Genomic DNA, 26,450 nt, shown 5'->3' on the forward strand with positions numbered 1-26,450 from the left:
AAGAAAGATGGCAAACTCATTAGTTAGCGTTCAAATTATTCCAAAAACTAAAAATGGTGAAGACACCATTCCATTTGTAGATGAAGCAATAAAACTCATTATGGAGTCTGGGTTGAAATTTGAAGTGCACCCTCTTGAAACGACAATAGAAGGAGAGTTATCAACTATTTTACATTTAATTACGAAGATGAATGAAAAAATGATTGAAATTGGCAGCTCTAATGTCATTACACAAGTAAAAATCCTTTATCAACCAGCAGGAATACAAATGGAAGATTTAACAGGGAAGTATCGCTAATGAAATCACTTTTATCAAAAAGTTGGAGACCACTTTTGGTTCTCCTTCTTTTGTTCATTTTATGGGAAACAGCGGTAATCATATTGGATATACCTAACTGGCTTCTCCCTGCTCCAAACGAAATCTTTTTAGAAGCTACAGTGAATGGGGATGATTTGCTTGTCCACCTTATTTCCACTTTGAAGTTAACACTAACGGGTTTTTCCATTGGCACATGTATAGGGTTGATCACCGCCATTTTTTTATACTTACTTCCTAAAGTAAAAGAAGCTGTTTATCCCTTACTTATTTTATCTCAAAATATTCCAACCATTGTTCTTGCACCTCTTTTAGTCATTTGGTTTGGATTTGGTTTATTGCCAAAGATTATTGTAATCTCATTAGTATGCTTTTTCCCAGTAACGGTTGCCGCCTTGGATGGATTTAAACAAACTCCTGCTGAACTTAAACATTATTTAGCCATGGCTGGTGCAAACAAACAACAATTATTTTGGAAATTGGAATTTCCCTATGCATTACCGGCAATCTTCTCAGGCATTAAAATCTCTGCTACGTACAGTGTAATGGGAGCGGTCATATCTGAATGGTTAGGTGCAAAGGAAGGAATCGGCGTTTACATGACCCTCGCCTCATCTTCTTTTCGCACGGATCGAGTGTTTGTCGCCATTTTTACCATTATGATTCTTAGTTTATTATTATTTGCCATTATCCAAGGATTAGAAAGAATCACGGTTCGCTGGCATCATCAAGGAGAAGATATGAAGTGACCTTATTATCCATAAAAAACGTGTCTAAATCTTTTTCAAACAAAAAAATCATTGAAGGGTTGTCCTTAACTGTAGAAGAAGGAGAATTTGTATCCATCATCGGTCCTTCTGGAAGCGGAAAAAGCACATTATTCCATTTAATTGGAGGCATTATTTCTCCAGATGAAGGGAGGATTGAACTAAACGGAAGGACAATTAATGGTCAAAGAGGTTCGATCAGTTATATGCCTCAAGCTCCATCACTACTCCCTTGGAGAACCATCTTACAAAATGTACTACTTGGGCAAGAGTTACAAGGGCATAAAGATACGGAAAAGGCTGTACAAATGATTGAAAAAGCAGGCTTAAAGGAATATATCCATTCCTATCCATCACAGCTTTCAGGAGGAATGAAACAGAGAGTATCATTTATTCGTGCCTTACTCAGTCCTCAGCCTGTTATATGCCTGGATGAACCTTTTTCAGCATTGGATGAACTAACAAGATTAGACATGCAAAAATGGCTTCTCTCGATTTGGGATGAGTACCGTAAGACGATTCTATTTGTCACCCATAATATTGATGAAGCCCTTTTTCTGTCGGATCGGATCGTTCTTTTGTCTTCAGGACCAGCAAGTATTATGGATGAATTTATCCTCCCATTTAAGAGACCACGACATGAAGAAATTTTATTAACTAATGAATTTCTAGATTGGAAAAGAAATATTCACAAATCCTTTAAAAACAGTTAAAAATGAAAGGAGACAGAATCTCTGTCTCCTTTCATTTTAATGATGAGATTACCACTTAAAGCAAGCAGCACCTACAATGATTAACAAGATAAACAATACTACGATTAACGCAAAACCACCGTAACCAAAGCCACCGCCGTAACCATATCCGCAGCATCCAGGTCCGTATCCGTACATCAAAATACCCCCTTTCCGTTATCTAAGTGGTTTTCTATTAGTAACCGTAGCCCCATCCCCATGAAGCACCGATAATGATTAACAAAATAAACAACACAACAAGTAAAGCGAAACCTCCGCCGTAAGCTCCAGCTGACATTTTAAAAAACCTCCTTTTCTGTTTTCCATATATCCTATTCATTTTTACCTCCACCTGTGCGATAGGCAAATGCACTTTTTATAGGTTTATATCCTATCCCTTGTCCTATTAGTCAAATATTTATTGGAATATGTCATGACAGAAAATACATGAGCATATGGTAATAATGAAATAATTTCTATTTATTAGGAGGAAACAATGGGACAAATTCAGCACAATAATCATGAAGTGAAACCATTATATAAATTTGGATCTTTATATATTTTAGTCGCTTTACTTGCTGTGTTAATTGGACTTTATTTCTATTCACAAGCATTAATCCAAGTTAAGACCCCAAATCCTGACTTAGGAGAAAAGGTAATTGTTACACTTCCTGCTGGTAAAACCATCTATACATACGAAAATTTAATTGTTGAAGAAGACGGTAAACTTTTATATAAAGGTGAAAATAGTACGCTTGATTTAAGCGGAGGAGTTGTTGTTTATCAAGAATGGGAATAAATGGATGGAGTGCATTCGAATACAAAGGTGTTCAGTACCCATGAAAATGACATAAAAAACATACTGACACCTTTGATTCTTCCTTTAATTTTTTTCTTTCTATCTATTTCGCTCAAACAAACCCATGACTTCTTTTGTTTCAGTTATATTGACAAAGGCTTTTGGGTCATATTGGTTAATTAATTGTTTTATGTCTGTTAATTGATACCTTGTAATAACGGTCATTAAGATTTTCTTCTTCTCCCCAGTATAGGCGCCATAACCTTCCATAATCGTAATACCACGATAGAAGTTTTCAAGTAATCTCTTCTGAATCTCATCTCCCTTTTGCGTTATAATCATAAGCGTTAATTTGATATGTCTAGTATGGATCGTGTCGATCACCTTTCCGGATGCATAGATTCCAATTAATGTATTTAAGGCCGAGTCCCAACCAAAAATAAACCCAGAAAAAATAACGACCACTGCATTTAACCCTGACAGAATGGCTCCTAACGGAATATCTCTTTTCAACGTTAATAATACAGCCACGATATCAAATCCCCCAGAGGACCCAGAAGCTCTTAGAATAATTCCCACTCCAACTCCCCCTATGACCCCTCCAAAAATGGAGGATAATAAAGGATCACTAGCAACCTTGATGACTGGGATGATATACAAAGCCATAGAAGTGACCACAACCGATATAATCGTAAAAATAATAAATCTTTTCCCTAACTTAAACATCCCAATAATAAGTAATGGAAGATTTAGGACGAAATTTAATAGTCCTGTATCAAAAGGAGTAATTAAACCTAGCAGAATGGCAATTCCGCTTAGACCACTACTAAGAATGCTATGTGGAATAAAAAATAAATTAAAACCTGCACTAATCATGAGTGAACCGACAACAATAATAATTAAATGGATGAGATTGTCTCTACTAATTTTCTCTTTCATAACCCATTCCTTCTTTTTTCCATTAAGTTTCTCTATCTAAAATAATTTATACTCTAATCGAAGGTTTTAACTTTCCATTTAAGTATTTTTACGTTAGGATAATAGCAAGATTATAATATTTAAAATTTTCTGACTTAAAGGAGAGAGCCATGTTGTCACTAAATAAACAAGTAAAGAAACGCATCGAAAAGGACTTCTTAGGTGAAAAAGAAATACCCCATGATGCTTATTATGGAATTCAAACGTTACGTGCTGCCGAAAACTTCCCTATTACTCATTATTCGCTAAATTCAGAGTTAATTCGAGCGTTGGCAATGGTCAAAAAAGCTGCATCATTAGCAAATATGAAAACGAAAGGTCTATATGAAGGATTAGGGCTCGCTATTGTACAAGCAGCAAATGAAATCATCGAAGGAAAATTCCATGATCAATTTATTGTGGATCCCATCCAAGGCGGGGCTGGAACTTCTATTAATATGAACGCTAATGAAGTGATTGCCAATCGCGCACTTGAAATTTTAGGTCACGAAAAAGGAGAATACACGAAATTAAGTCCAAACACACATGTCAATATGTCTCAATCGACCAATGATGCGGTTCCTACAGCCATTCATATTTCAACTTTACATTTATTAAATACTTTGTTGGTTACGATGGATGAAATGCACAAAGCTTTTCATGAAAAAGCTACCCAATTCGACTCCGTCATAAAAATGGGAAGAACTCATTTGCAGGATGCGGTTCCGATACGCTTAGGGCAGGAATTTGAAGCTTATGCACGTGTTTTGAAGCGAGATATAAAGAGGATTAAGAATACTCGAGAAAATCTATACGAAGTTAATATGGGCGCAACCGCAGTTGGAACTGGGTTAAATGCAGACCCTAAGTATATTGAATACGTTGTTGAATACTTGGAAGAGATTACTGAACTACCACTTAAGAAAGCAAATCATTTAGTTGATGCTACACAAAATACGGACGCGTATACAGAAGTTTCCTCAGCTTTAAAAATATGTATGGTGAACATGTCTAAAATTGCCAATGACTTACGATTAATGGCTTCTGGGCCTCGTGCTGGCTTAGGAGAAATCTCGCTAGTCCCAAGACAGCCTGGTTCTTCGATTATGCCTGGGAAAGTAAATCCAGTTATGCCTGAAATGATCAATCAAGTCGCTTTCCAAGTCATTGGAAATGATCATACGATTAGCCTAGCATCTGAAGCTGGACAATTAGAGTTAAATGTGATGGGTCCGGTCCTTGTTTTTAACCTTCATCAATCGATAACGATCATGAACAATGCCTTTAAGACCTTTACGGACCGATGCTTAATTAGTATTGAAGCCAATGAAGCGCGTTTAAAAGAATTTGTCGATAAAAGCGTAGGTCTCATTACTGCTGTAAATCCCCATATTGGTTATGAGGTTGCTGCTCGAATCGCGAGGGAAGCGATTGTAAATGGACGTTCTGTTAGGGAGCTTTGTCTATTGTACGATGTATTAACAGAGGAGGAACTCGATCTAATCTTAAACCCTTATGAAATGACTAATCCAGGGATTGCAGGTGCTTTACTGTTAGAACGTGATTGATTAAAGCATAGTGATTTTGATAAAGAGGTGCCAGACACTATTACTACTGTAGTGTCTGGCACTTCTTTGCTGTATTCCTTCATTATGAATGTTATCCCTGCTCTGAAAGCTCTGTCAAATACGTCCAACGATCAATTAAATACTCTAACCGTTCATTTAACTGGGTTTCTTCCTCCATTAATTTTTGCGCCTTTTCAAAGTCGCTTCCAATATGATTCATCTCTTCTTTGACCTCTTCTAATCTATCCTCTACTGCTGCAATATCATCTTCAATCGTTGAAAATTCTCGTTGTTCATTGTAAGACATTCGTTTTTTCTTTGGTTTTTCTTTGAGTGGTACTTCTTCTTTCAATTCTTCTTTCTTCATTTCTGGTGATTTCGTTTCTTGCTCAAGAAACTCAGAATAATTCCCATAATAAGAATGGATCACTCCATCACCTTGTAATACAAGTAGCTGCCCAACGACTTTATCTAAAAAATAGCGATCGTGGGAAACGGTAATTACGACTCCAGGAAATTCTTCTAAATAATCCTCAAGAACCGTAAGTGTCTGTGTATCCAAATCATTTGTTGGTTCATCTAATAATAAGACATTTGGTTCTAGCATTAAAATCTTTAGCAAATATAACCTTCTTTTTTCTCCACCTGAAAGTTTTCGAATCGGCGTACCATGTGTATGGGGTGGGAATAAGAACCTTTCAAGCATTTGTGCTGCAGAAATGGTTTTTCCATCTGATGTTTCAATCACTTGCGCCGTTTCCTTTAAATATTCAATCATTCGCTTATTCTCATCCATATCTTCACTTTCCTGGGTATAATAAGCGATTTTAACTGTCTGTCCAATGATTCTTTCTCCTGAATCAAGTGGGATTTTACCAGCTAATATATTTAATAAGGTGGATTTACCCGTCCCATTCTTCCCGATAATGCCAATACGATCTCCAGGTTTCACTAATAAATCAAAATGCTCCATAATCATTTTATCGGGAAATTGTTTGGTGGCATCTTTCAATTCGAATACTTGCTTACCTAGACGACTGCCCTTCAATGAGATATCTAATTTTTCGTTTGATGTGATAGAAGACAATTCTTCGTCTAATTTGTCAAAACGCTGAATCCTTGCCTTTTGTTTGGTTGAACGAGCTTTTGCACCCCTTCTAATCCATTCGAGCTCCCGTCTAAATAAATTCTTTTGCTTTAGGATCGTTGCAGCTTCATTTTCCTCGCGGATTGCTTTAGCTTCGAGAAAAGCACCATAATTACCCTTATAAGTGTAAATTTTTCCACCATGTAGTTCAAAAATTCGGTTGGTTACACGATCAAGGAAATAACGATCATGCGTCACTAGTAAAATAGCTCCTTGATACCGACCTAAGTAATCTTCTAGCCATTTAACAGATTCAAAATCTAAATGGTTAGTCGGTTCATCCAAAATCAACAAATCAGGAGATTGTATGAGAACTTGGGCAAGAGCAACACGTTTCTTTTGACCACCTGACAGAGAACCGATTTTTTTATTAAAATCTTCAATACCTAACTTCGTAAGGATAGTTTTTGCATTTGTACTAACATCCCAACCATTTAAGGCATCCATTTCTTTTTGCAATTGGAAAAGCTTTTCTTGTATCTTCTCACTCTCGGGCTCCTCGTTTAATATCATTAATGTTTTTTCATAGTCACGGAGCAATTGAAAGATTGGCGCATCTCCTGCAAAGATTTGTTCCAGAATAGTAAATTCTGAATTTAGATCAGGCTGTTGAGCTAAGTACGAAATCTTATAATCTTTAGCGTAAACCAACTCCCCTTCATCAGGAACATCGATCCCTGCTATTAATTTCAAAAGCGAAGATTTACCTGTACCGTTGACACCGATTAAGCCAACCCGCTCCTTTTCAGTGATCGTAAAGGAAATATCTTGAAATAGCGTCTTTTCACCATATGTTTTTGATACATGTTCAATTGAGATTGTTTTCATAAAGACCATTCCATTCATTAAAATTACTTTCAAATTCTCCCGTTGGATTTCCTAAAAAAATCAGAGATATCCGCCGGAAGTTTTGACTTCATTCAGCTTAGATTTGAACACCCATTGAATTGACAAACGTTTCATTCATCTCGCCTATAATAATCGTTAGAGATTTCAGCCGAAGGAAGTTAAAGTTATCACATTTACCTATTATACCATTGATTATGATTTACTCGAAGTCTATAACAAAAGGGCAGAAATAGCTTCTGCCCTTTTTGTCATTCTATTAATTTACGACTCTTCTAACATGCCCATTAAAGGTATCCTTATAATATCCACTATTCATATTAGCAATCGCTACACCTGTTGAGCTTTGAGAGCCGATAAACTTACCTCCGCCTAAATAAATCCCAACATGTCCGTCCTTCTTATACGTATCAAAGAAGACTAAATCACCAGGTCTAGCTTCATTGATTGAAATTTTTGTACCTGTATTTCTTAATACCGATGTGCTAGCACCAATGCTATATCCACCTTGTCTAAATGCCCATGATACAAAGCCTGAACAATCAAAGTACCCATTGGCAATATCAGATGCTGTTCTTCCTGCCCCAAATTTATAAGTAGAATTTCCAATGTATTTATAGCCCGCTTTAATAACGGTAGCTAAACCTCCAGATGTAGGAGCTACTGAATTTGAAGTCTGAACAATCGTTTTTGATTCATTGTCTGACTTTGAAGTAACTGTATTGTTGTTAGAAGTTTCTTCCTTTGTCGCCGCAGTTGTTGATTCAGTACTACTTGCTGCAGCTTCAAGTGCTGCTCTAGCTTCTGCCGCTAACTCCTCATCTTTGTTTCGTAAATTAGCGATTTCTTCTTCACTAGCATTTGCTCTCTGAACTAGTTCCTGTTTTAATCCTTCAGCCTGAGCTTTTTGTTCATGAATATGCATGCTCATACCTTCAAGTTCAACTTTTAAATCGTTTAGATCAGATAATTTACTTGTAACAGATTGTTTCTTTTCCTCAATGCTCTCTTGATCGGCTTCGTGTTCTTTTATCATGCTCGTATCTGCTTCCATGATGGTTGCAACAGCTTCAACACGTTCAATAAATTCCTTAAAACTTGAAGATCCTAGAAGAACATCGATATAGGCAATTTTTCCACCATTTTCTTGGAATGAAACAGCGCGTTCTTTTAAAATATCATTTCTTATGTCGATTCGTTTTTGAATTGCATCAATTTCCTCATTTAAAGCATCTACTTCTGCTTGTGCAGCTTTCATTTGCTCATTTGTTTCATTTATTTTTCCCGTGTTTTCTCCAATAGCATTCTCAATGTTATTGATTTGAGCTTCAATTTTCGCACGTTCTGCTTGTAAATCACTTAATTGGCTTTGTGCAGCCTCGATGCTTTGTTGAATTTGCGAACGCTGTGTATCAATATTATCAGCCTTTACAGCTGGAACAGTTAAAAGACTTCCCATCCCGATCATTACTGTTGTACTAAGTGTAATAAATTTCTTTTTCAATGTGTTATCCTCCCTGCTTCTGTGGGTCGAACCAATCGATGTAAAATAAAGTATGTTTTTCTATATAGAAATTCGACAAATTATGTATGTATTTTTGTTTTCGTTATGTAAGATTAGATTCTGGCAAAATAAAACTTGCTAATTCTTTCCAATCACAACTGAAAGTATAGCATCGAAATTTGTCAGAAGTGTAATAGAAATATTACAATTATATTTCAAATACTACAGTTTTCGACAAAAATATCATAAAAAAAGCCGAGAACATTGTTCTCAAGCCGTTTTTTATAATTATTTTATCGATTTATAACTTTTTCTATTTGTAACAAAGTTGACATAATTTGATTTGCAATATCTGGCAGCTCGTTCATATCTTCTTCTTTAAGAATATGGTCACAGCTAATCAGCTCATGATGTTTTATTTTTCTTCTCTTTTTTAATGGCTCATAAGTAATCATTTGTTTGTACGTTGTATTTTTCCAAGTTCTTAGGATTTTTTCAATTTGTTTAAGAGTAAATTCGTCTTCTTCATATTCGAACATATATTCAATCTGCATTACACATCCTGCTTCTCTCATTAACAGTGGATTTGACAATAGTTCAGCAGCAAGATTTTCTAAACTTGCCGATAGGGTTACTTTACAAGTTATTTTAGGTTCTATAACCTGTTGGGATGCGGTTAATCGAAAAGAAAAATCATATGTACGGGATAACTTTGCTGTATTGATAAGGTCATTCCGATCTATAATGATGAGGTTTCCGGCTAAATCCATATCATAAAAAGTTCCTTCTAACACGACTCTAATGTTTTCAAAAGCTGTTGGATCAAACATGGATTCCTCTCCTTCTTGTCTTCTGTTCTTTTAATATGAAAAATATCTACTATTACGTTTGCACCAACTCATAAAGGTTATTATAATGGATTTATTGAAAAAAAGGAAAAGGGGGATGTTCTTTTGCCTATTAAACTACCCAAATTACTTCCGGCACGAGAAATACTTGAAAAAGAAAATATATTTATCATGGATGAAGAGCGTGCCAGCCAGCAGGACATCCGTCCATTAAATATTGTCATTCTGAATTTAATGCCTGAGAAGGAAAAAACGGAGACTCACATACTTAGATTATTGGGAAATACTCCCCTACAAGTAAATATATCATTCTTAAAAACAGCGACATATGAAGCGAAAACGACCAGTGCGCATCACTTAGAACAGTTTTATACAACTTTTTCTGAGATCAAGCATCGGAAATATGACGGGATGATTATTACTGGGGCTCCTGTTGAAATGATGGCGTTCGAAGAAGTTGAGTATTGGGACGAGTTAGTCTCGATTATGAATTGGACAAAAACAAATGTGACTTCAACACTACACATTTGCTGGGGTGCTCAAGCCGCATTGTATTATCATTTCGATATTAATAAATTTGAACTCCCTAAAAAGTGTTCTGGAATATACTCACATATCATCAACGACCATTCCGAAAAGTTATTACGTGGTTTTGATGATGTATTCCTTGCACCACATTCAAGAAATACAGATGTCGCAATGGAAGAATTAGAGAAACATCCTGAGATTAAAATTCTATCGGTTTCACCTCAAGCTGGACCATTTATCATGTGTGCTGACGGCGGTAAGCAGATTATGATAACTGGACATCTAGAATATGAAGCTCAAACATTAGCTGAAGAATACGCTCGTGATTGTAATAAAGGGTTAGATATAGAGATTCCAGAAAATTATTTTCCAAATGATAATCCAGAAAATCAACCTCTTAATCGTTGGCGCTCACATGCCCACTTACTTTTTTCAAACTGGCTTAATTACTATGTATATCAAGCCACGCCATATGATTGGGATTAAGAACAGCTTGGTACTACCAAGCTTTTTTTTATTTATTTAATATATCTTTACAAAACTTGCTTGTCCCTTCATATTCCCCTAACATTCCATTGTTATGATTGAAGTAATCATCGTTTATATTCATCCGTCTATATTGCTTTTACCTTATCTTTAGCATACACAAGGGGGATTCTCGATTGTGAATGAAAAACCAACTGTTTTGATTTTAACCGCTAAATACGGCAGCGGTCATATGCAAGCAGCACAGGTATTAGCAAACGAACTAAATAAAAGGGGATATTCTATTATCATTTCAGACTTATTTGAAGAATCCTATCCTTCTTTTAGTCAAATGACCCAGCAATTATTAATTAAAAGCTATATTTACGGGCAAACATTTTATAAGTGGTTTTATTATGGTACAAACAAACTAAATCATAAAGGGCTCATACAATTTTCCCAATACTTAGGAAAAAAAAGATTGCTTCATCTGATTCAACAATACAAGCCTTCATTTATCGTAACAACCTTTCCAATCCATGTTGCACCAGCACTTGTTAAAAAAGGCAGACTTTCAATACCCGTCTATACAGTCATTACAGACTACTGTGTTCATCCTTACTGGATAAACTCTCTTATTGACCATTACTTTGTTGCAAGCGATGAAGTTAAAAATGCAGTGATGCAATTAGGCGTAGATGAAAAGAGAATTACCGTTAGTGGAATTCCGATAAGAAGAGATTTTGAAAAAGACGTGAATCACCTTACACTTTATCAAAAATATAATCTTGACGAATCAAAGCCGATCATTACCATTTTTGCTGGTGCTTATGGCGTCTTAAAAGGGGTAAAAGAATTAGCAACCGGACTTCTAGAAATGGAAAACATTCAAATCATTATTATCTGCGGTAAAAATAAAGATTTATATACTAAATTATTTTCGTTAACAAAGAACGATCAGAATACTCTCCGGTTGTATTCATATGTAGAAAAAATCCATGAATTATTTTCTATTTCATCTTGTTTAATTACAAAACCGGGTGGAATTACTCTCACAGAGGCTTGTGCCTTACATATTCCGATGATCCTGTATCGACCTATTCCTGGTCAGGAATTGGAAAATGCTCACTATTTCAAAAAACATCAGGCTGCTTATATTACTTACTCTTCAACTGAAACCATTAAAATAACTAAGCAAATCATTGAAACACCAAGCATTGCAACAAACATGAAACTTAACCTTCGTAATCTATATTATCCAAACGCTTCCACTATCATTATTGACCATATTTTACATCAAAGTCTAAAACCAATGATGTCAAAAGGGGGAAACTAAATGGATACTTCTACACATATTATCATGGGGATTGGTTTGGCCTCTTTGGCCCAAATCGATCCTGTTATCAGCGAAAATCCTGTCTTAACACAAGCTGTTTTACTTGGTACAGTAATTGGTTCAAATGCTCCAGATTTTGATATCTTGTATAAATTAAAAGGACAGAGCAGCTATATTAAGAATCACCGCTCTTATTCACATTCATTACCAATTTTACCTATATGGGCAATTCTCATCTCATTAACGATCATCGCCTTTTTCCCTAGCATTTCCTTCTTCCATGTATTTTGGTGGACATTTATATCAGTGATTGTCCATGTCTTAACCGATTTATTGAATGTCCACGGAACTCAAATCCTTTTACCTTTCAATAAATCTTGGATTTCTTTTGACACCATTCCATTATTCGATACCTTTATCATGATTTTACATTTAGGGGGATTTTTTTGTACGATCTTTTTTAATACCGGAATCGTATTTTTAATCGTCTATCTTATTATTTGTATTTATATCTTATTCCGTTTCTGCTATCAACAATGGATTAAACAACAATTGAAAAACCATTTTCAACAAGCCACAAGAATCAAACTCATTCCAAAAACATCCCCACTTCATTGGGGTATCTTAATCGAGACAAAAGAAGACTTTTTATTTGGATCGTATTTTCTTAACGCCTTTACAGTCGAACATGTTTCATCAAAGATTTTAGAATATCCTGATTTAATTAAAAAGAGTACGAAACATCCACTCGTTCATGACTTCCTATCAAGCACAAACTTTGCCTTTCCTTTTGTAGAAAAAAGAAAAAAAGGGTATTTTATTATCTGGAAAGACTTAAGATTTCGCCAAAAAAAATTTTTTCCTTATTCTTCGATTCTATATGTTTCTGCAGATGGAAAGGAAATTTATTCGGCCTATTCCGGTTGGCTCTACTCATTAAAACAATTAAGAAAAGTGATTAAACATTTAAAAAGGACGGATATCAATAAAAAATGGTCAGAGATCAATTATTAATGATGAAATGATTTTACTCCCCTCTTTTTAGTTTTTTTCGAATGAACCAAGATAATGTTGACTAAAATATAGTAACAGAACAAATGAAAGAGGGAGTTTAATGGTCGAACAGTTAATTGCGGTGCAAAGAAATCATTTCGGGGATATTATCAGTTTTCAAACATCCGGCGGAAGAGTTATTTCTTATCGTAAAGCCATCCAAGAGGTAGAAGAAGGTATGATTCAAGGGGTATCACTTGAAGAAGGACATCATGGTGCATTCCTTTCACCCAGCTCACACTCTAACTTTAATGAATTTCCTGTTTTTTAAAGAAAAGGCTCTGTTAAACTTGAATGTTGATTTTCGTTCCCGTCACTTCGCTTTCCGCGGGCGACCTGTGCCTCGCTTCTCCAGCAGGAGTCTTCGTGCAGGGAACGAAAATCAATAGTGGTCAAAAATCAACACACCCTTTAACATAGCCAAAGAAAAAAATCCACCTATCACAAAATGAAAGGTGGATTTTTTTATCGCATTTCTAATTACTGTTGTTCAATATTTCGCTGTTGAATCTTTTTTAATTCATCGATACGAGTTTCATCTTCTTCGAAAAACTGTACTAAATCAACAATTCGATCAATTGAATCCCAACTTAGGTGATGTTCAATGCCTTCTACATCTTCATAAATCAGCTCTTCTTTTACTCCAATTACTCTTAAGAATTGCTCTAATAGTTCATGTCGATAAACTAAACGTTGCCCTATTTTCTTTCCCTTTGGGGTCAGTGATAGTCCTCTATATTTTTCGTAAACTAAGTACTTATCTTTATCTAATTTTTGAACCATTTTAGTTACTGAAGAGGGATGAACAGACAAGTTTTCCGCAATATCTGATACTCTTGCGTATCCTTTTTGTTCAATTAAAATATAGATTTGTTCTATATAATCTTCCATACTTGGTGTTGGCACCTGTTTCCCTCCACTTCTACAAACGCTTTATTATGTCCAAATTCTTCTATATATATAAATATTACTATAGAAGAGAAAGTGAAACAAGATGATTTACGCCACAAGATATCTATTGATTTGATTCAAAAGATAGTATATTACTCTCCCCCTGCTTTGTATGACCTGTCCTTATTAAATTAATTTTTGTATTGTCAGTAAAAACAACAGGGACTACAGAAGAGGGGGCATTTTCCTTAATAAATTCTAAATCAAACTTTAAGATTTCTTGTCCTTTACTAACTTTATCTCCATCTGTCACAAGTACAGTAAAACCTTTCCCCTTTAAATTTACCGTATCTAAACCAACATGAATAAGAATCTCGCTTCCTTGATTCGATTTTATTCCAATGGCATGTTTAGTTTGAAACACGTTGACAATTTCCCCATCAACAGGTGAAACAACTGACCCATTTTCGGGTATGATCCCAAAACCATCTCCCATCATTTTCTGAGAGAATACCGGATCTTCAATATCTGTAATCGGAATAATTTCTCCATCTATTGGCATAACAAAATCCGGACCACTTTGACTAGTATTTTTATTCGGTTGGTTTACTTTTTTATTTTTCTTTTTAAAAAATCCAAACATAGTATTATATCTCCTTTTGAGCAAAACTAAGTATATGGTTACAAAATATCATTAGCAAAGGCTAGTTGTCTATACCACATATTAATTTTAGCTCATTTATTTTATTAAGAATACTTTCTATCTACTATTAGACCACAATTAACTGGTCTAGACAACTATACTTTATGCGTGTTACTATATGCTTAACAACAGAAAGGTTGGATTTAAATGAATACAATTAGTCCTATTTTGCTAAAAGGAATGCAAATCTATGCTGAAGATCACCTACTAAAAAACGGGTATATAAAAATAAAAAACCAGAAAATAGTTGAATACGGTCATTTAGACCATTTAACTCATATAGATGACTATGAGGTTATCGAGTGTGCTACTACCTATAAAGCTGTTCCTGGTTTTATCGATAACCATATTCATGGTGTAAATGGCGCTGATGTAATGGATGCTACAACCGATTCATTACATACAATGGCACTAGCCCTACCTAAAGAAGGAACAACCAGCTTTTTAGCTACAACAATCACTCAAAGCCTCGATGCGATTGAAAAAGCAATTATCAATGCCGGGGATTATATAAGCCAACCTCAACAACCAGGACAAGCTGAAATTCTTGGTATCCACCTTGAGGGACCTTTTGTGAATAAAGTGAGAGCAGGCGCACAACCCGCTGATTTTATTATCGATTCAAATATTGAACAATTTAAAAGTTGGAATACATTAGCCAAAAACACCATCAAAGTCGTGACATTGGCTCCAGAACGACCTGGTGGTATAGAGTTTGTAAAACATCTGAAAGAAAATGGCATTATAGCCTCTGTAGGCCATTCTGATGCGACTTATGAGGAAATGGTTGAAGCGATAAACGCTGGAGCAAATCAGGTAACCCATTTATTTAATCAAATGCGCGGTTTACACCATCGTGAGCCAGGAGTTGTTGGAGCTGCCTTATTGCACAACGAAATTAAGGCAGAGATGATTGTGGATGGAGTTCATGTTCGACCTGAAATGGTCAAGCTAGCTTTTCAACAAAAAGGAAAACACGGAATCATTCTCATTACAGATGCAATGAGGGCAAAATGTTTAAAAAGTGGAATTTACGATCTTGGAGGGCAGTCCGTAACGGTTAAAGATGGCAAAGCCTTGTTAGAGGGGGGAACACTTGCAGGAAGCATCCTTAAACTAGGAGATGGCATAAAAAATATGTTACATTTCACAGACTGCACGCTCGAAGATATTATTGAAATGGCCTCAGTGAATCCTGCCAAACAATTGAATATAATCGACCGAAAAGGAACGATTGCAACCGGTAAAGATGCAGATATTGTATTGTTGGATGAGCATAATAAGGTGACTATGACCATTTGTCGTGGAAAAATAGCTTTTAGGCAAAGGGAGAAATAGGATGAACCATGTCAAAGTATATTAAGGAAATATCCATAAGTTACAATCATCGCAGACGAATCTGCATGATGAAAAGGAACTGTTTATTAATAGGATACTACTCATTAAATAGGCTATCTTTAAATATAAAAACGGGTGAATATAGATGATAAAGAAAAACTCTCCTATTCCGATTTATTATCAAATCGTAGAACGTATACAAAAACAAATCGCTAATGGTGATTTACAACCAGGCGATGCCCTTCCTTCTGAAAGAGAATTTGCTGAGAAATACCATATAAGTAGAATGACTGTCAGACAGGCATTAACCCAACTTGAAAATGATGGCTACATCTATCGAATTCGAGGAAAAGGAACCTTTATTTCTGAACACAAAATTGAACAAACCTTGCCGGGATTAACTAGTTTCACAGAGGATATGACAGCTAGAGGATTAAAACCTGGAAGTCACCTTTTACATTTTGAAATTATTCCAGCTACCGAGCAAATAGCAAAAATGCTCCGTATAAGTGAGTATGGTCCTGTATATGAAATAAAAAGAATTCGCCTAGCCGATCATGTTCCAATGGCATTAGAAACGAACTACATATCTGCTAATTTGATTAAAGGATTCACAGAAGATATTGTGAATCAATCCATTTATGCTTATATGGAAGAACAACTGGGTTTAAAGATTGAACACGCTACTCAAACAATTGAATCGTCAGTTGCAAATGAAACAGAGGCAAAAATGTTGGAAATTAAACCAGGTGCTCCTATTATGCTAATCCAAAGAAATACTTTTTTACAAGATGGCACGCCTGTAGAACTCGTAAAATCTACTTACCGAGCTGATCGTTATAAATTTGCGATCCAATTGAGACGTAAAAACTAAATGTAAGCAATAAAAGTACTCCTCAAGTCTCTAGGAGTACTTTTTTATGTCCCACTTTTGATCTACTGCACATCCACCCATTTAATCTGGAATTTATCCCCACCTTTTATATAGTTTAAGAGTGGTAGATCTTCATCAATTACTTTTCCGATGACATTGACTTTTTCATCAGCTTTTAAAGAGACTTTTGTAATTTGCATTTCTCCTTGGTAGCGTCCATATTGTTCATTATCAATTGTGATGGATCCAATAGATCGTTCAACGGTGTTATTCGCACAAATAGAATGATTGCCAGGTAATCCATACAATCTTGATTCTGCTGAGCGAATCACATCGCGTGCCTCATCCTGACGATTGGTTTGTACATCCGAGAATTGTTCTTTTAATGAAAGATCCTTTGTTAAACAAAATGATCTAAGTTGGAAAATCCCATTTTGATAGGAAAGAAATTGTTCTAATGACTTATGACTAAGAGAGGGGTCGCCAATTAAAACCTTATCAACCCAGGGATTGTCTTGGAGGTCTAAGTAAGCTGCGAAAGAAGTTTGGTCCCGATGATCTTCTAATGTCGGTAATCCTTGATAAAGAGGACCTCTTTTTTCACCATCACCTGGAATAAAAGCCATGATTGAAAGACCCTCTTCTTTCAACCACCTATTTATTTCGTTAAAATTTTCTAGACCAAGACCTGTTTCAGGTCGAGGATAATAATTATGCCAGGCTTCTATCATTTCCGTATTTATTCCATATTGCTTTAAATTTATGATACTCTCTTTCGTCAATGTACTTGCATTAAGGGCAATCTTCATCTTGTGCGACAATTGGGCAATTGTTCTTTCTGACACACCGTAATCAACCCTTAACCCTGTTACTCCCCAATGAAGCAACCCTTCAGCATTTTCCCAGTTAAACCCTAAATGACCTAATGATTTGGGGGAAATATCAGCCATTAATTCTAGGTTGTATGTTTTAGCCAGCCCGCCTAACTCTTTAAGTCGTTCTTTATAAACAGACGGATCCTCTTCTGGAATATGAAGTGATGTGAAAATACTTTTGAAACCACATTTACTCATCTTGTCTATATATTGTATTTGTTTATCTGTTAAAGCATTTGTGAGAAAAATAGAAAATCCTAACATATATATCTCTCCTTTCATCTTTTTGATAACAAAAGGGAGATTGTTCATCCCCCCTTTTGTTTCACTTTATAGGTTTTCTGCCATTTCATCTTTAAATCCGAAAAGATAAGTAAATAGGAATCCTGCTGCGTATGTGATGAGAAGTCCTAAGAAATAGACAATGTATTTATTGTCTACAATTAGTGGAATTAACGGGATCCCAGAAACCCCAATACCGCCTGCAGCTGTTTTCATAATCGCTTGAAAAGCTCCACCTACTGCAGCACCTAAACATGCGGTAACGAAAGGTTTGCCCAGTGGTAATGTTACCCCGTATAATAATGGTTCGCCAATTCCTAAGAATCCTGTTGGAAGCCCACCTTTAATTAAATTACGAAGACGTTTGTTTTTTGTTTTGACAAGAATGGCAATAGAGGCACCGACTTGACCAGCACCAGCCATTGCTAAAATTGGAAGCAAGGCAGTAGAACCAACTGAATTAATTAATTCCATATGGATTGGTGTTAATCCGTGGTGTAGACCTACCATAACAAGTGGTAAGAAGAATCCCGCAAGAATTGCTCCTGCAAAACCGCCACCAACACTTAAAACCCAATGAATTCCAGATGTTATTCCGTCAGAAAGTAAACCCGCTAACGGTTGAACTGCTACAATCGTTAAAAGTCCTACCGTTAAAACCGTTAATAAAGGAGTAATAATAATATCAACAACATTTGGTACAATTTTTCTGTATTGTTTCTCAAATACAACCATTAACCAAGCAGCAAACATAGCTCCAATTAATCCACCGCGTCCAGGAACTAAATTACTGCCAAATAACACGATATCCGCTAGACCAGGGTGCATCGTAATAATACCGGCAATTGCACCTAAAACCGGTGTTCCTCCAAATTCCTTCGCTGTATTCCAACCAACTACAAGGGCTAAATAACCAAAGATACTGCCGCCAAGAAGTGTAAGAATCTGCATCCAGACAAGATCTGGGGCTACACCAGCATTTTTCAAGAATCCTGCACTTCCATTAATAATACCTGACGCAACTAATCCCGGAATGAGCGGAATAAAGATACTACCAATCTTTCTTAATACATTTTTTAAAGGAGTGTTATTTTTCTTTTTAATTCCATCCTTTGTTAATTTGGCTATATTGTCTTCATTCTCATCGATCACCTCACCCATTTTTACACCTGTTATTCGTGTAATGTGATCAGACACTTTATTTACAGTGCCGGGTCCTACAACAATTTGTAAGGTATCATCTTCAATTACCCCTATAACACCATCAATCTCTTTAATGGTTTTAACGTCCGCCTTTCCATTATTTTTAAGGTTTAAACGAACTCTTGTCATGCAGTGGGTAAATGAACGGATATTTTCTCCGCCACCAATCTGGTCTAATATGTCTCTAGCTAATTTTTCCTCTTTTTTCATTGTACTCCCTCCCAATTACTTATTTGTTTTGCGAATAAATCCGTTTGATTTCTCTAGTCTCTCTATTGCCTTTTCATAATCACAATTCATTAAAATCATGACAATGGCTACTTTTACTTTTCTGTTCGCCTTTTCAAAATAATCGGAAGCAGCTTCGTAATGAACCCCTGTTGCCTCCATAATGATTTTTTTCGATCTTTCTACTAATTTTTCATTTGTCGGCTGCACATCTACCATTAAGTTCTCGTAAACTTTCCCCATCCCAATCATGGATGTCGTCGAAATCATATTTAACACTAGTTTTTGTGCTGTTCCAGCTTTTAATCTAGTTGATCCCGTTACCACTTCTGCTCCTGTTACCACTTCAATCGCCACATCCGCGATTTCTCCTATAACAGAATGTTTATTATTGCTAAGGCTAACTGTTTTGGCTCCAATGCTTTTTGCATATCGTAATGCACCAATTACATATGGAGTTCTTCCACTTGCCGCAATTCCAACAACCGTATCTTTATCCGTTAATGAAATGGATTTTAGATCATTACCTCCCTGAAGTTCATCATCTTCAGCTCCTTCAACTGCATCTGTAATCGCTTTCAAACCTCCCGCCATAATACCTTGTACCATTTTTGGATCAACACCAAATGTAGGAGGGCATTCAGATGCATCTAAAATACCAAGTCTTCCGCTTGTACCAGCACCAATATAGATTAATCTTCCACCCTGCAAAAAGGAATCAATGGCGTACTTTACAGCGCTTTCAATTTGTTGAATTTCTTGTTCAACTGCTAATGGAACTGATTTATCCTCGTTATTCATTACGTTCAAAATCTCATTTATTGATTTTGTATCTAGATCTGTGCTATTTGGGTTTCTTAATTCTGTAGTTAACTTTTCTAGCATGTATTCACCCTCTTTTGAAATTATCTTTCACACCTTTATTTTATAATAGAGAAATATAAAATCAAGTATTTTTTATAAAAAACGTGAAATTTAATTTCATATTCATCAAAAAAATGGTTAAAACACATTACTTTGTTTTAACCATTTTCCACTGTACTGTTACCTGCGTAATCGCATGACTTCATCCCTTGCATCATGAAACTGATTAATAATTGTTTCACCTTTATAATGAAAAACACTTAAATACAAAGCATCAATAATGGTTAATTGAGTCATTTTTGAAGAGATACTCCCAACTCGATAATCGTGCTCTACAATCGGTGTACATAAACGAATATCAGCCTCCTTATATAAAGGGGACTTATCAATATTCGTTATGGCAATAACGTTAATACCACGCTTTTTAGCCACTTTTACCAATTCTAATACATCTTTCGTTTTTCCAGACATACTTATTGCGACAAAAACATCGGTCGTGCTTAAAAAAGGGAGCATCGATAACAGAAAATGGAAATCATGTTCTTTTGTGCATTGATACCCTAATTTGGCAAATTTATAATATCCATCAAATGCCGCCGTTGAGGAACCACCCACTCCGTAAAATATAATTTTCTTGGCTTTTATTAAGGTATCTACTGCATTTTCGAATTCCTTTCGATCTAAAGAAGCTGGGATCGCTTCAATGGCAGACTTATTAACATAAGTCACCTTTTGAAACAAATCGTAGGGTTCATCTTTTTTTTGAAGAATGGAAAAGTCAGTTAAATCTACATCCGTTAATGCTAGATCCTTTACTAACTCTAGCTTGAATGATTTATAACTCCCTATTCCTATCGATTTGCAGAATCGAACAATACTAGACTCGCTAACACCACTATTTTTGGACAAATCCTTTGTTGTCATATTTGGAACTAATTCTGAATGCTTTAGGACATACTCTCCTATTTTCTTTTCAGCCTCAGACAATCTAGGTAAATTTTGCTCTATTCTTAATAGCAGCGAACTCATTATTTAGCCTCCAACAGGAAAATCTTATACGATTAAACAATGTATATTTCATGAAATTTAATTTCACTTTTATTTTACCTAAATTGCATGTAACTTGTCATATATTTCGGCTCTAAAGTTATGAAAACACAAATTGAATTCGTTGTTCCTTATCATCCCATTTAATTTTTGCCGCAAATTCTTTATCCTCTTTTCCATGGAATCCCTCAATTATATCTGTTTCTCCTTCTTTAAGCAGCTTTTTCATTTGTTTCTGTGTAATCGACTTCCCTTTAATCTTTTTTGACATAGTAAATCGACAGCCTGTTTTTTGATAATTGGAGCATCCGTAGAAATTTCCTTTGTCAACGATAGATCCACCGCATAATTTACAAGTCCCTAGCTTTGTAGGTGTGTTCTTCTTAAATTCTCTTGGGACAAATGATTCTTGTACTTCCTCATCGAATACCCATTTGTCCGAATCTTGAACCGTTACTGAAATAAGATGAGAAATCATTTTATTGGTATTATCCATAAATGCCTTAGGTGATGCAGCTCCCTCTGAGATCTCTTTTAAACGCTGTTCCCATTTTGCCGTCATTTCCGCAGATGCCAATAGTTCATTCCCAACTGCATCTATTAAAATATGCGCTTTTGCAGTGGCGTACACAAGGTTCTTCTTGATTTCAATATATTTTCGATCCTTTAACATCGTAAGGATGCCGGCCCGGGTTGCTTCTGTCCCAAGGCCCTCTGTTTTCATTAATACTTTCTCCAACTCTTTATCTTCTATATGCTTTCCAGCCGTCTTCATTAATGTAATTAACTGACCTTCCGTATATCGCTTAGGCGGTTGCGTTTTACTTTCTTTAACGGTTGTTTTTAGGACGGTTCCTGTTTCCCCTGTGATTAAATTTGGTAAAACAGCATCTTTGTCCTTTTCAGAAGCTGGAATTACTTTTCTCCACCCTTCCTGCAGAACAACCTTTCCTTTTGAAAGAAACATAGCTCTGCCATCAACTATTGTAGTCACCGTTGTATATTCAATGATTGATTTATCATAATGGGCTGCAATTAAACTTTTCACCACTAAATCATAAAGTTTTTGCTCATCCGCACTTAATGACGCAACATTAGGAACTTGTTCCGTAGGGATTATCGCATAGTGATCCGTTACTTTTTTAGCATCGACGTAGCGTTTGTTCTTTTGAAGAGAATCCATTGGCAACGGGAAGAAATTTCCATATTGTGGAATCGCAGAGATCTTCCGTAAAATCTCTGGAAACATCTCCGCTTCACCCTCTGTCACATACCTTGAGTCCGACCTTGGATAGGATACAATCCCCTTTTGATAGAGTTTCTGTAGCACATCTAACGTTTTTTTCGGTGGAAATTTAAATATTCGGTTTGCATCGGCCTGAAGAGCTGATAGATTGTACAATAATGGTGGTAAGTAGTCCTTTTTTTCTGCAGATACTTCTGTCACTTCGGCTGGTTTTTGTTCACAAAATTGAGCAATTTTCTCAGCCAATTCCTTTTGCTTTATTCTAGATTCACCGTCTTGCTCCCATTTCCCTTTATACTTCTTCCCTTCGATTTTAAACTCTGCTTGTACTTCCCAAAAAGGTTCTGAAACAAATTTTTGTATCTCTCGTTCTCTTTTCACAATAAGGGCAAGTGTAGGCGTTTGAACACGGCCAACGGAGAATACATCTGAAAAACCCCTTTGTTGTAGTAACAGGCTGTAGAGTCTTGAGGCATTCATGCCCACTACCCAATCTGCACATGCCCTTGTATAGGCCTCAAAATAAAGGTTTCTTGTATCGGATTCATTTAATAGAGATTGAAAACCTTCTTTAATCGATTTGGGGGTTAAGGAGGAAATCCACAGTCTTTTCATAGGTTGGCGCGCTTTTGTTAGTCGAATGATATTCCGTACAATTAACTCTCCTTCTCTTCCAGCATCGCCCGCATGAATAATTTCTGAAACTTGTGGATTTGATATAAGATTTTTTATGATGGCAAATTGTTTAGCCTTATCCTTTGAGATTTCATATTGAAATTGATCAGGAATCATCGGCAGCGTATCTAGAGACCACCTCTTCCAAGCAGAGTCATATTTCTCAGGAGCAACTAGCTGGCAGACATGTCCAACTGCCCATGTCACATATGCCCCGTCCGGAAATAAATCATTTGGTAGAATTTCTAAATATCCTTGGAATTTCTTTATTTTAAAAATGGAAGCGAGCGTCATCCCTTGGTCAGGTTTTTCCGCAATAATAAGCTTCATAGCCGTACTCCTCATTGATTGTATTAGTTGATCCAACCTCCATTATACACGAAGCAGTCCAAAAAAGATGATGATAAAAATTATATGATTATTCCGACTCTGTAAAATGGCTTTTTTAATTTTTGACGAATTTTGTCTTAATTTCCTTACCGCTTTTTCCCTTTTAGAACCTTGACTGAAAGCGTTTCTTCATGTATATTATAGACATCATTTAACAGAATATATTTCCACTAGCACTACCTTTGGTCTATTTATATTTTGTGCAATGATAATATTTATTTTTTTAGACGCACATGTGTCTTGAAAGGCTTAGGAGGAAAAGTAAACATGCAAAACGGTAAAGTAAAATGGTTTAACAATGAAAAAGGCTTTGGTTTTATCGAAGTTGAAGGTGGAGACGATGTATTCGTACACTTCACAGCAATCCAAGGCGATGGATTCAAATCTTTAGAAGAAGGCCAAGAAGTTTCTTTTGAAATCGTTGAAGGAAACCGCGGACCACAAGCTTCCAACGTAGTTAAACTGTAATTATTCATAATCATAAATGAAACTTTCGAGGCTACCTTTTTAAAGGTAGCCTCTTTATTTCTATGGTAATAGTTTTTTTCCATAATCTTTTATTTTTTCCCCTACCGTACATTTTGTGATACAAAATTTATGTGCATAATTTCTTCCGTTTTCTTTACGATTATTTTTATAAAGGAAGCAATCTTGACAATAATAATCCATGATTGCTTCCATTTCTTGAAAAATTTCCTTTCGATTCATCCTTTCACCATCCCTAATGCTCGCTATTTGCTTACAATAATTGCATTTTACTATGTATGGCTTTCCCTTCCAATGCTTGGTCGGCAAGTTTATCTGCTTCTTTATTTTCATTTCTTGGTATAGGCTGATATCTAGGTTTCAAACCTAATTTTTTGATTTTCTCTTCAATTCGATCTAACCACTTGTTTAAATTTTCTTCATAGCAAGGCCATTCTCCTTCAAGCTGTTTTAATACTACTTGGGAATCTCCTTTTATATCACATGGAACATGGTGGACCCCAATCTCTTCTAAAATATTTAAAGCATAATGTAAAGCAGCATATTCTGCCTCATTATTCGTTTCCATTTGGTCAATTAACTCATTTGCACGTAAACGATATTTCTTTTTACCCTGTCTATAATAGACAACAATTCCTAACCCTGCTTGATTCGTTTCAGCGTAAAAGCCACCATCAAAATAGACCATGACATCATGTGGTTCCTCTTCCACTTCAGCAATCAATTTTTTCATTTCTTTTAAATTCCATGTCTGCCCCATTTCATCATAAAATGTTAACCCCGTCGATTTCCCTGTTTTCTCAATATCGTCTCCAACCAAAATAGCCTTTTCTTGATCAATCCAATCAGAAGTGAAATTAATCGAATCTTGCCCTTTTATTTTATAGGCCCATTCTATTTTATATTTCATCTTGATCTACACCTTTCCATTGTAAATCTAAGCAAACGCTTGAATAAATCTTATGTAACACTCATTTTTAGTATTTAAGACTTTCACGATTATGATATTTAGTTTATACTTTTTTCATTGACTAAATGCTAGTAATATCATAAATATTCTATTTCTTCTGGAGGACCTTCATGATAGAAGTGTATTTTGACGGTGCAAGCGCAGGAAATCCTGGACCAAGTGGTGCAGGTATTTTTATAAAAGGAAACGGGAAGGCTGAAGGGTTTTCGATTCCATTGGCTTCTATGAGCAATCATGAAGCTGAATTTCATGCATTTATCCTCGCCCTGGAAATATGCCTTAAAAACGAATTTAAAATCGTTTCTTTTCGAACGGATTCTGAATTAGTTAACCGCTCTGTTGAAAAGGAATTTGTAAAAAACAATCAGTACAAACCACTTCTCGAAAAAGCTTTAACCTTGAGTCAACAATTTGATTTATTCTTTTTAAAATGGATCCCTAGCAGTGAAAATAAAAATGCTGATGAATTAGCAAGGAAGGCTATTCAACGTGCACAGTAAAAATAACAGAATTTGAAAGGTTTGGTTGATTATTTTGCGCAAGACATCTTTACTAGCAGATATTACTTTATTATTCGTTGCTCTCATTTGGGGAACTACTTTCGTTGTCGTTCAAAATGCCATTGCCTTTTTGGAACCAATCACCTTTAATGCGGTTAGATTTAGTATTGCGACCATCTTATTATTAAGCTGGTTGCTTATTTTCCAGCGTAACCAGCTAAAAACATGTAGTTACAAACTGATTATAGCTGGAATATTAATCGGATTTTGGTTATTTGTCGGTTATGCTACGCAAACTCTTGGATTATTATTCACAACCTCATCCAAGGCAGGATTTATTACTGGATTAAGCGTTGTATTAGTGCCGTTATTATCTTTTATATTATTTAAGTATAAACCAAGCAAAGGAGCCGTGCTTGGCATTTTAATCGCAACGATTGGACTGTACTTACTTACAATGACCGACTCCGTTTCCCTAAACGTCGGAGACGGACTCGTGTTTATTTGTGCAATTGGATTTGCACTTCAAATTGTCTATACAGGTAAATATAGTTCAAAATTCCCTACCTTATTATTAACGATTGTCCAAATTGCAACGGTCACTATTTTATCTATAATCGGCGCGTTTTTGTTTGAAGATTGGCAGCTTGCATTGGAGCCTAGCATCATTTTTGACAATGAAGTGATCGTGGCATTATTCATTACATCTGTGTTTGCTACAGCCCTCGCCTTTTTAGCCCAAACAGCTGTACAAAAATTTACAACTTCTACTAGAGTGGCCTTAATATTCGCGATGGAGCCAGTTTTTGCTGCCATTACAGGTTATATTGGGGCCAATGATCGATTATCCTATAGTGCAATCGTAGGCTGCGTTCTCATTTTTGCAGGTATGATCTTTGCTGAGTTGCCAGTTAAAAGATTATCATTTCGATTCAAACAGGATCCAAAAGATAGCAAAAAAAGTGCAATGTAAAAGAAAAGAAGTTGAAAACCTCCCCAAAGGTATCAACTTC

At 35.8% G+C, this 26,450-nt stretch carries 29 protein-coding genes; 14 read left to right on the top strand and 15 right to left on the bottom strand.

Annotated elements, in window-relative coordinates; genetic code table 11:
* Positions 1–7 precede the first annotated feature (7 nt).
* From Q5760_RS17210 to Q5760_RS17220, 3 genes are read left to right on the top strand one after another with little or no spacing between them, the layout of a single operon-like run.
* Positions 8–298 (top strand): thiamine-binding protein, encoded by a 291-nt coding sequence (locus Q5760_RS17210; protein WP_428908842.1) that lies wholly within the window; start codon positions 8–10, stop codon positions 296–298.
* The gene (locus tag Q5760_RS17215) at positions 298–1,065 is read left to right on the top strand and encodes an ABC transporter permease (protein WP_428908843.1); all 768 of its coding nucleotides are present in this window, start codon (positions 298–300) and stop codon (positions 1,063–1,065) included. The genes Q5760_RS17210 and Q5760_RS17215 overlap by 1 nt, the downstream gene beginning before the upstream one ends.
* Positions 1,062–1,796, top strand: a complete 735-nt coding sequence (locus tag Q5760_RS17220) for an ABC transporter ATP-binding protein (RefSeq protein WP_428908844.1) — start codon at positions 1,062–1,064, stop codon at positions 1,794–1,796. Before Q5760_RS17215 ends, Q5760_RS17220 begins: the two co-directional genes overlap by 4 nt.
* 48 nt (positions 1,797–1,844) lie before the next feature.
* Here Q5760_RS17220 and Q5760_RS17225 read toward each other — a convergent pair whose 3' ends face one another.
* Together Q5760_RS17225 and Q5760_RS17230 are read right to left on the bottom strand one after the other, a co-directional pair.
* Positions 1,845–1,973 (bottom strand): YjcZ family sporulation protein, encoded by a 129-nt coding sequence (locus tag Q5760_RS17225; RefSeq protein ID WP_428908845.1) that lies wholly within the window; start codon positions 1,971–1,973, stop codon positions 1,845–1,847.
* Positions 1,974–2,010: 37 nt separating this feature from the next.
* Positions 2,011–2,112, bottom strand: coding sequence for a YjcZ family sporulation protein (locus tag Q5760_RS17230; protein WP_428908846.1), 102 nt, complete (start codon positions 2,110–2,112; stop codon positions 2,011–2,013).
* A 198-nt stretch (positions 2,113–2,310) separates the two neighbouring features.
* Here Q5760_RS17230 and Q5760_RS17235 point away from each other — a divergent pair, with 198 nt between their 5' ends.
* Positions 2,311–2,613 (top strand): hypothetical protein, encoded by a 303-nt coding sequence (locus tag Q5760_RS17235; RefSeq protein ID WP_428908847.1) that lies wholly within the window; start codon positions 2,311–2,313, stop codon positions 2,611–2,613.
* Between the two features lie 99 nt (positions 2,614–2,712).
* On the opposite strand, the gene Q5760_RS17240 is transcribed toward Q5760_RS17235, so the two are convergent.
* Complete coding sequence (locus Q5760_RS17240; RefSeq protein WP_428908848.1) at positions 2,713–3,552, bottom strand: YitT family protein; 840 nt, start codon at positions 3,550–3,552, stop codon at positions 2,713–2,715.
* A gap of 152 nt (positions 3,553–3,704) precedes the next feature.
* On the opposite strand from Q5760_RS17240, the gene aspA reads away from it, so the two are divergent.
* A complete protein-coding gene (aspA, locus tag Q5760_RS17245; protein WP_428908849.1) occupies positions 3,705–5,138 on the top strand; it encodes an aspartate ammonia-lyase in 1,434 nt (477 codons plus the stop codon).
* Between the two features lie 91 nt (positions 5,139–5,229).
* Here the strand turns inward: aspA and Q5760_RS17250 are convergent, their stop codons facing one another.
* The 3 genes from Q5760_RS17250 to Q5760_RS17260 form a co-directional block, all read right to left on the bottom strand.
* Positions 5,230–7,113 (bottom strand): ABC-F family ATP-binding cassette domain-containing protein, encoded by a 1,884-nt coding sequence (locus tag Q5760_RS17250; RefSeq protein WP_428908850.1) that lies wholly within the window; start codon positions 7,111–7,113, stop codon positions 5,230–5,232.
* A gap of 277 nt (positions 7,114–7,390) precedes the next feature.
* Entirely contained in the window at positions 7,391–8,635 is a 1,245-nt protein-coding gene (locus Q5760_RS17255) for a PcsB-like coiled-coil domain-containing protein (protein WP_428908851.1), read from the bottom strand.
* A gap of 293 nt (positions 8,636–8,928) precedes the next feature.
* Positions 8,929–9,465, bottom strand: coding sequence for a hypothetical protein (locus tag Q5760_RS17260; RefSeq protein WP_428908852.1), 537 nt, complete (start codon positions 9,463–9,465; stop codon positions 8,929–8,931).
* A gap of 123 nt (positions 9,466–9,588) precedes the next feature.
* Here Q5760_RS17260 and metA point away from each other — a divergent pair, with 123 nt between their 5' ends.
* From metA to Q5760_RS17280, 4 genes are all read left to right on the top strand, one after another.
* On the top strand, positions 9,589–10,497 hold the full coding sequence (metA, locus tag Q5760_RS17265; RefSeq protein WP_428908853.1) for a homoserine O-acetyltransferase MetA: 909 nt from the start codon (positions 9,589–9,591) through the stop codon (positions 10,495–10,497).
* A 178-nt stretch (positions 10,498–10,675) separates the two neighbouring features.
* Complete coding sequence (locus tag Q5760_RS17270; RefSeq protein ID WP_428908854.1) at positions 10,676–11,812, top strand: MGDG synthase family glycosyltransferase; 1,137 nt, start codon at positions 10,676–10,678, stop codon at positions 11,810–11,812.
* Entirely contained in the window at positions 11,813–12,826 is a 1,014-nt protein-coding gene (locus Q5760_RS17275) for a metal-dependent hydrolase (RefSeq protein WP_428908855.1), read from the top strand.
* A 100-nt stretch (positions 12,827–12,926) separates the two neighbouring features.
* Entirely contained in the window at positions 12,927–13,136 is a 210-nt protein-coding gene (locus Q5760_RS17280; RefSeq protein WP_428908856.1) for a DUF3892 domain-containing protein, read from the top strand.
* 209 nt (positions 13,137–13,345) lie between these two features.
* Here Q5760_RS17280 and mntR read toward each other — a convergent pair whose 3' ends face one another.
* The gene (gene mntR, locus Q5760_RS17285; protein ID WP_428908857.1) at positions 13,346–13,771 is read right to left on the bottom strand and encodes a transcriptional regulator MntR; all 426 of its coding nucleotides are present in this window, start codon (positions 13,769–13,771) and stop codon (positions 13,346–13,348) included.
* A gap of 109 nt (positions 13,772–13,880) precedes the next feature.
* Positions 13,881–14,399 carry a PTS sugar transporter subunit IIA gene (locus Q5760_RS17290; protein WP_428908858.1) on the bottom strand — a complete coding sequence of 173 codons (519 nt, stop codon included), beginning with the start codon at positions 14,397–14,399 and terminating at the stop codon, positions 13,881–13,883.
* Positions 14,400–14,606: 207 nt separating this feature from the next.
* Here Q5760_RS17290 and nagA point away from each other — a divergent pair, with 207 nt between their 5' ends.
* On the top strand, positions 14,607–15,797 hold the full coding sequence (nagA, locus tag Q5760_RS17295; RefSeq protein ID WP_428908859.1) for an N-acetylglucosamine-6-phosphate deacetylase: 1,191 nt from the start codon (positions 14,607–14,609) through the stop codon (positions 15,795–15,797).
* Positions 15,798–15,942: 145 nt separating this feature from the next.
* Positions 15,943–16,671, top strand: a complete 729-nt coding sequence (locus tag Q5760_RS17300) for a GntR family transcriptional regulator (protein WP_428908860.1) — start codon at positions 15,943–15,945, stop codon at positions 16,669–16,671.
* Positions 16,672–16,733: 62 nt separating this feature from the next.
* Here Q5760_RS17300 and Q5760_RS17305 read toward each other — a convergent pair whose 3' ends face one another.
* The 5 genes from Q5760_RS17305 to Q5760_RS17325 all read right to left on the bottom strand — a co-directional run bounded on the left by Q5760_RS17305 (position 16,734) and on the right by Q5760_RS17325 (position 23,421).
* Positions 16,734–17,810 carry a DUF871 domain-containing protein gene (locus Q5760_RS17305; RefSeq protein WP_428908861.1) on the bottom strand — a complete coding sequence of 359 codons (1,077 nt, stop codon included), beginning with the start codon at positions 17,808–17,810 and terminating at the stop codon, positions 16,734–16,736.
* A gap of 66 nt (positions 17,811–17,876) precedes the next feature.
* On the bottom strand, positions 17,877–19,241 hold the full coding sequence (locus Q5760_RS17310; RefSeq protein WP_428908862.1) for a PTS transporter subunit EIIC: 1,365 nt from the start codon (positions 19,239–19,241) through the stop codon (positions 17,877–17,879).
* A 15-nt stretch (positions 19,242–19,256) separates the two neighbouring features.
* Positions 19,257–20,144 (bottom strand): N-acetylmuramic acid 6-phosphate etherase, encoded by an 888-nt coding sequence (murQ, locus tag Q5760_RS17315; protein ID WP_428908863.1) that lies wholly within the window; start codon positions 20,142–20,144, stop codon positions 19,257–19,259.
* A gap of 159 nt (positions 20,145–20,303) precedes the next feature.
* A complete protein-coding gene (locus Q5760_RS17320; RefSeq protein ID WP_428908864.1) occupies positions 20,304–21,152 on the bottom strand; it encodes a MurR/RpiR family transcriptional regulator in 849 nt (282 codons plus the stop codon).
* 118 nt (positions 21,153–21,270) lie between these two features.
* Positions 21,271–23,421 carry a DNA topoisomerase III gene (locus Q5760_RS17325; protein ID WP_428908865.1) on the bottom strand — a complete coding sequence of 717 codons (2,151 nt, stop codon included), beginning with the start codon at positions 23,419–23,421 and terminating at the stop codon, positions 21,271–21,273.
* Between the two features lie 327 nt (positions 23,422–23,748).
* On the opposite strand from Q5760_RS17325, the gene cspD reads away from it, so the two are divergent.
* The gene (gene cspD / locus Q5760_RS17330) at positions 23,749–23,949 is read left to right on the top strand and encodes a cold-shock protein CspD (RefSeq protein WP_019155915.1); all 201 of its coding nucleotides are present in this window, start codon (positions 23,749–23,751) and stop codon (positions 23,947–23,949) included.
* A gap of 60 nt (positions 23,950–24,009) precedes the next feature.
* On the opposite strand, the gene Q5760_RS17335 is transcribed toward cspD, so the two are convergent.
* A complete protein-coding gene (locus Q5760_RS17335; RefSeq protein ID WP_428908866.1) occupies positions 24,010–24,189 on the bottom strand; it encodes a zinc-finger domain-containing protein in 180 nt (59 codons plus the stop codon).
* Positions 24,190–24,220: 31 nt separating this feature from the next.
* Entirely contained in the window at positions 24,221–24,877 is a 657-nt protein-coding gene (locus Q5760_RS17340; RefSeq protein ID WP_428908867.1) for a ribonuclease H family protein, read from the bottom strand.
* A gap of 170 nt (positions 24,878–25,047) precedes the next feature.
* Between Q5760_RS17340 and Q5760_RS17345 the strand changes: the two genes are divergently transcribed.
* Together Q5760_RS17345 and Q5760_RS17350 are read left to right on the top strand one after the other, a co-directional pair.
* Positions 25,048–25,437 carry a reverse transcriptase-like protein gene (locus Q5760_RS17345; RefSeq protein WP_428908868.1) on the top strand — a complete coding sequence of 130 codons (390 nt, stop codon included), beginning with the start codon at positions 25,048–25,050 and terminating at the stop codon, positions 25,435–25,437.
* Between the two features lie 34 nt (positions 25,438–25,471).
* Entirely contained in the window at positions 25,472–26,410 is a 939-nt protein-coding gene (locus Q5760_RS17350; protein WP_428908869.1) for a DMT family transporter, read from the top strand.
* Positions 26,411–26,450 lie beyond the last annotated feature (40 nt).

The sequence above is a fragment of the Niallia sp. Kr1 genome (genome assembly GCF_050389805.1).
Classification (GTDB): Bacteria; Bacillota; Bacilli; order Bacillales; family Cytobacillaceae; genus Bacillus_BD.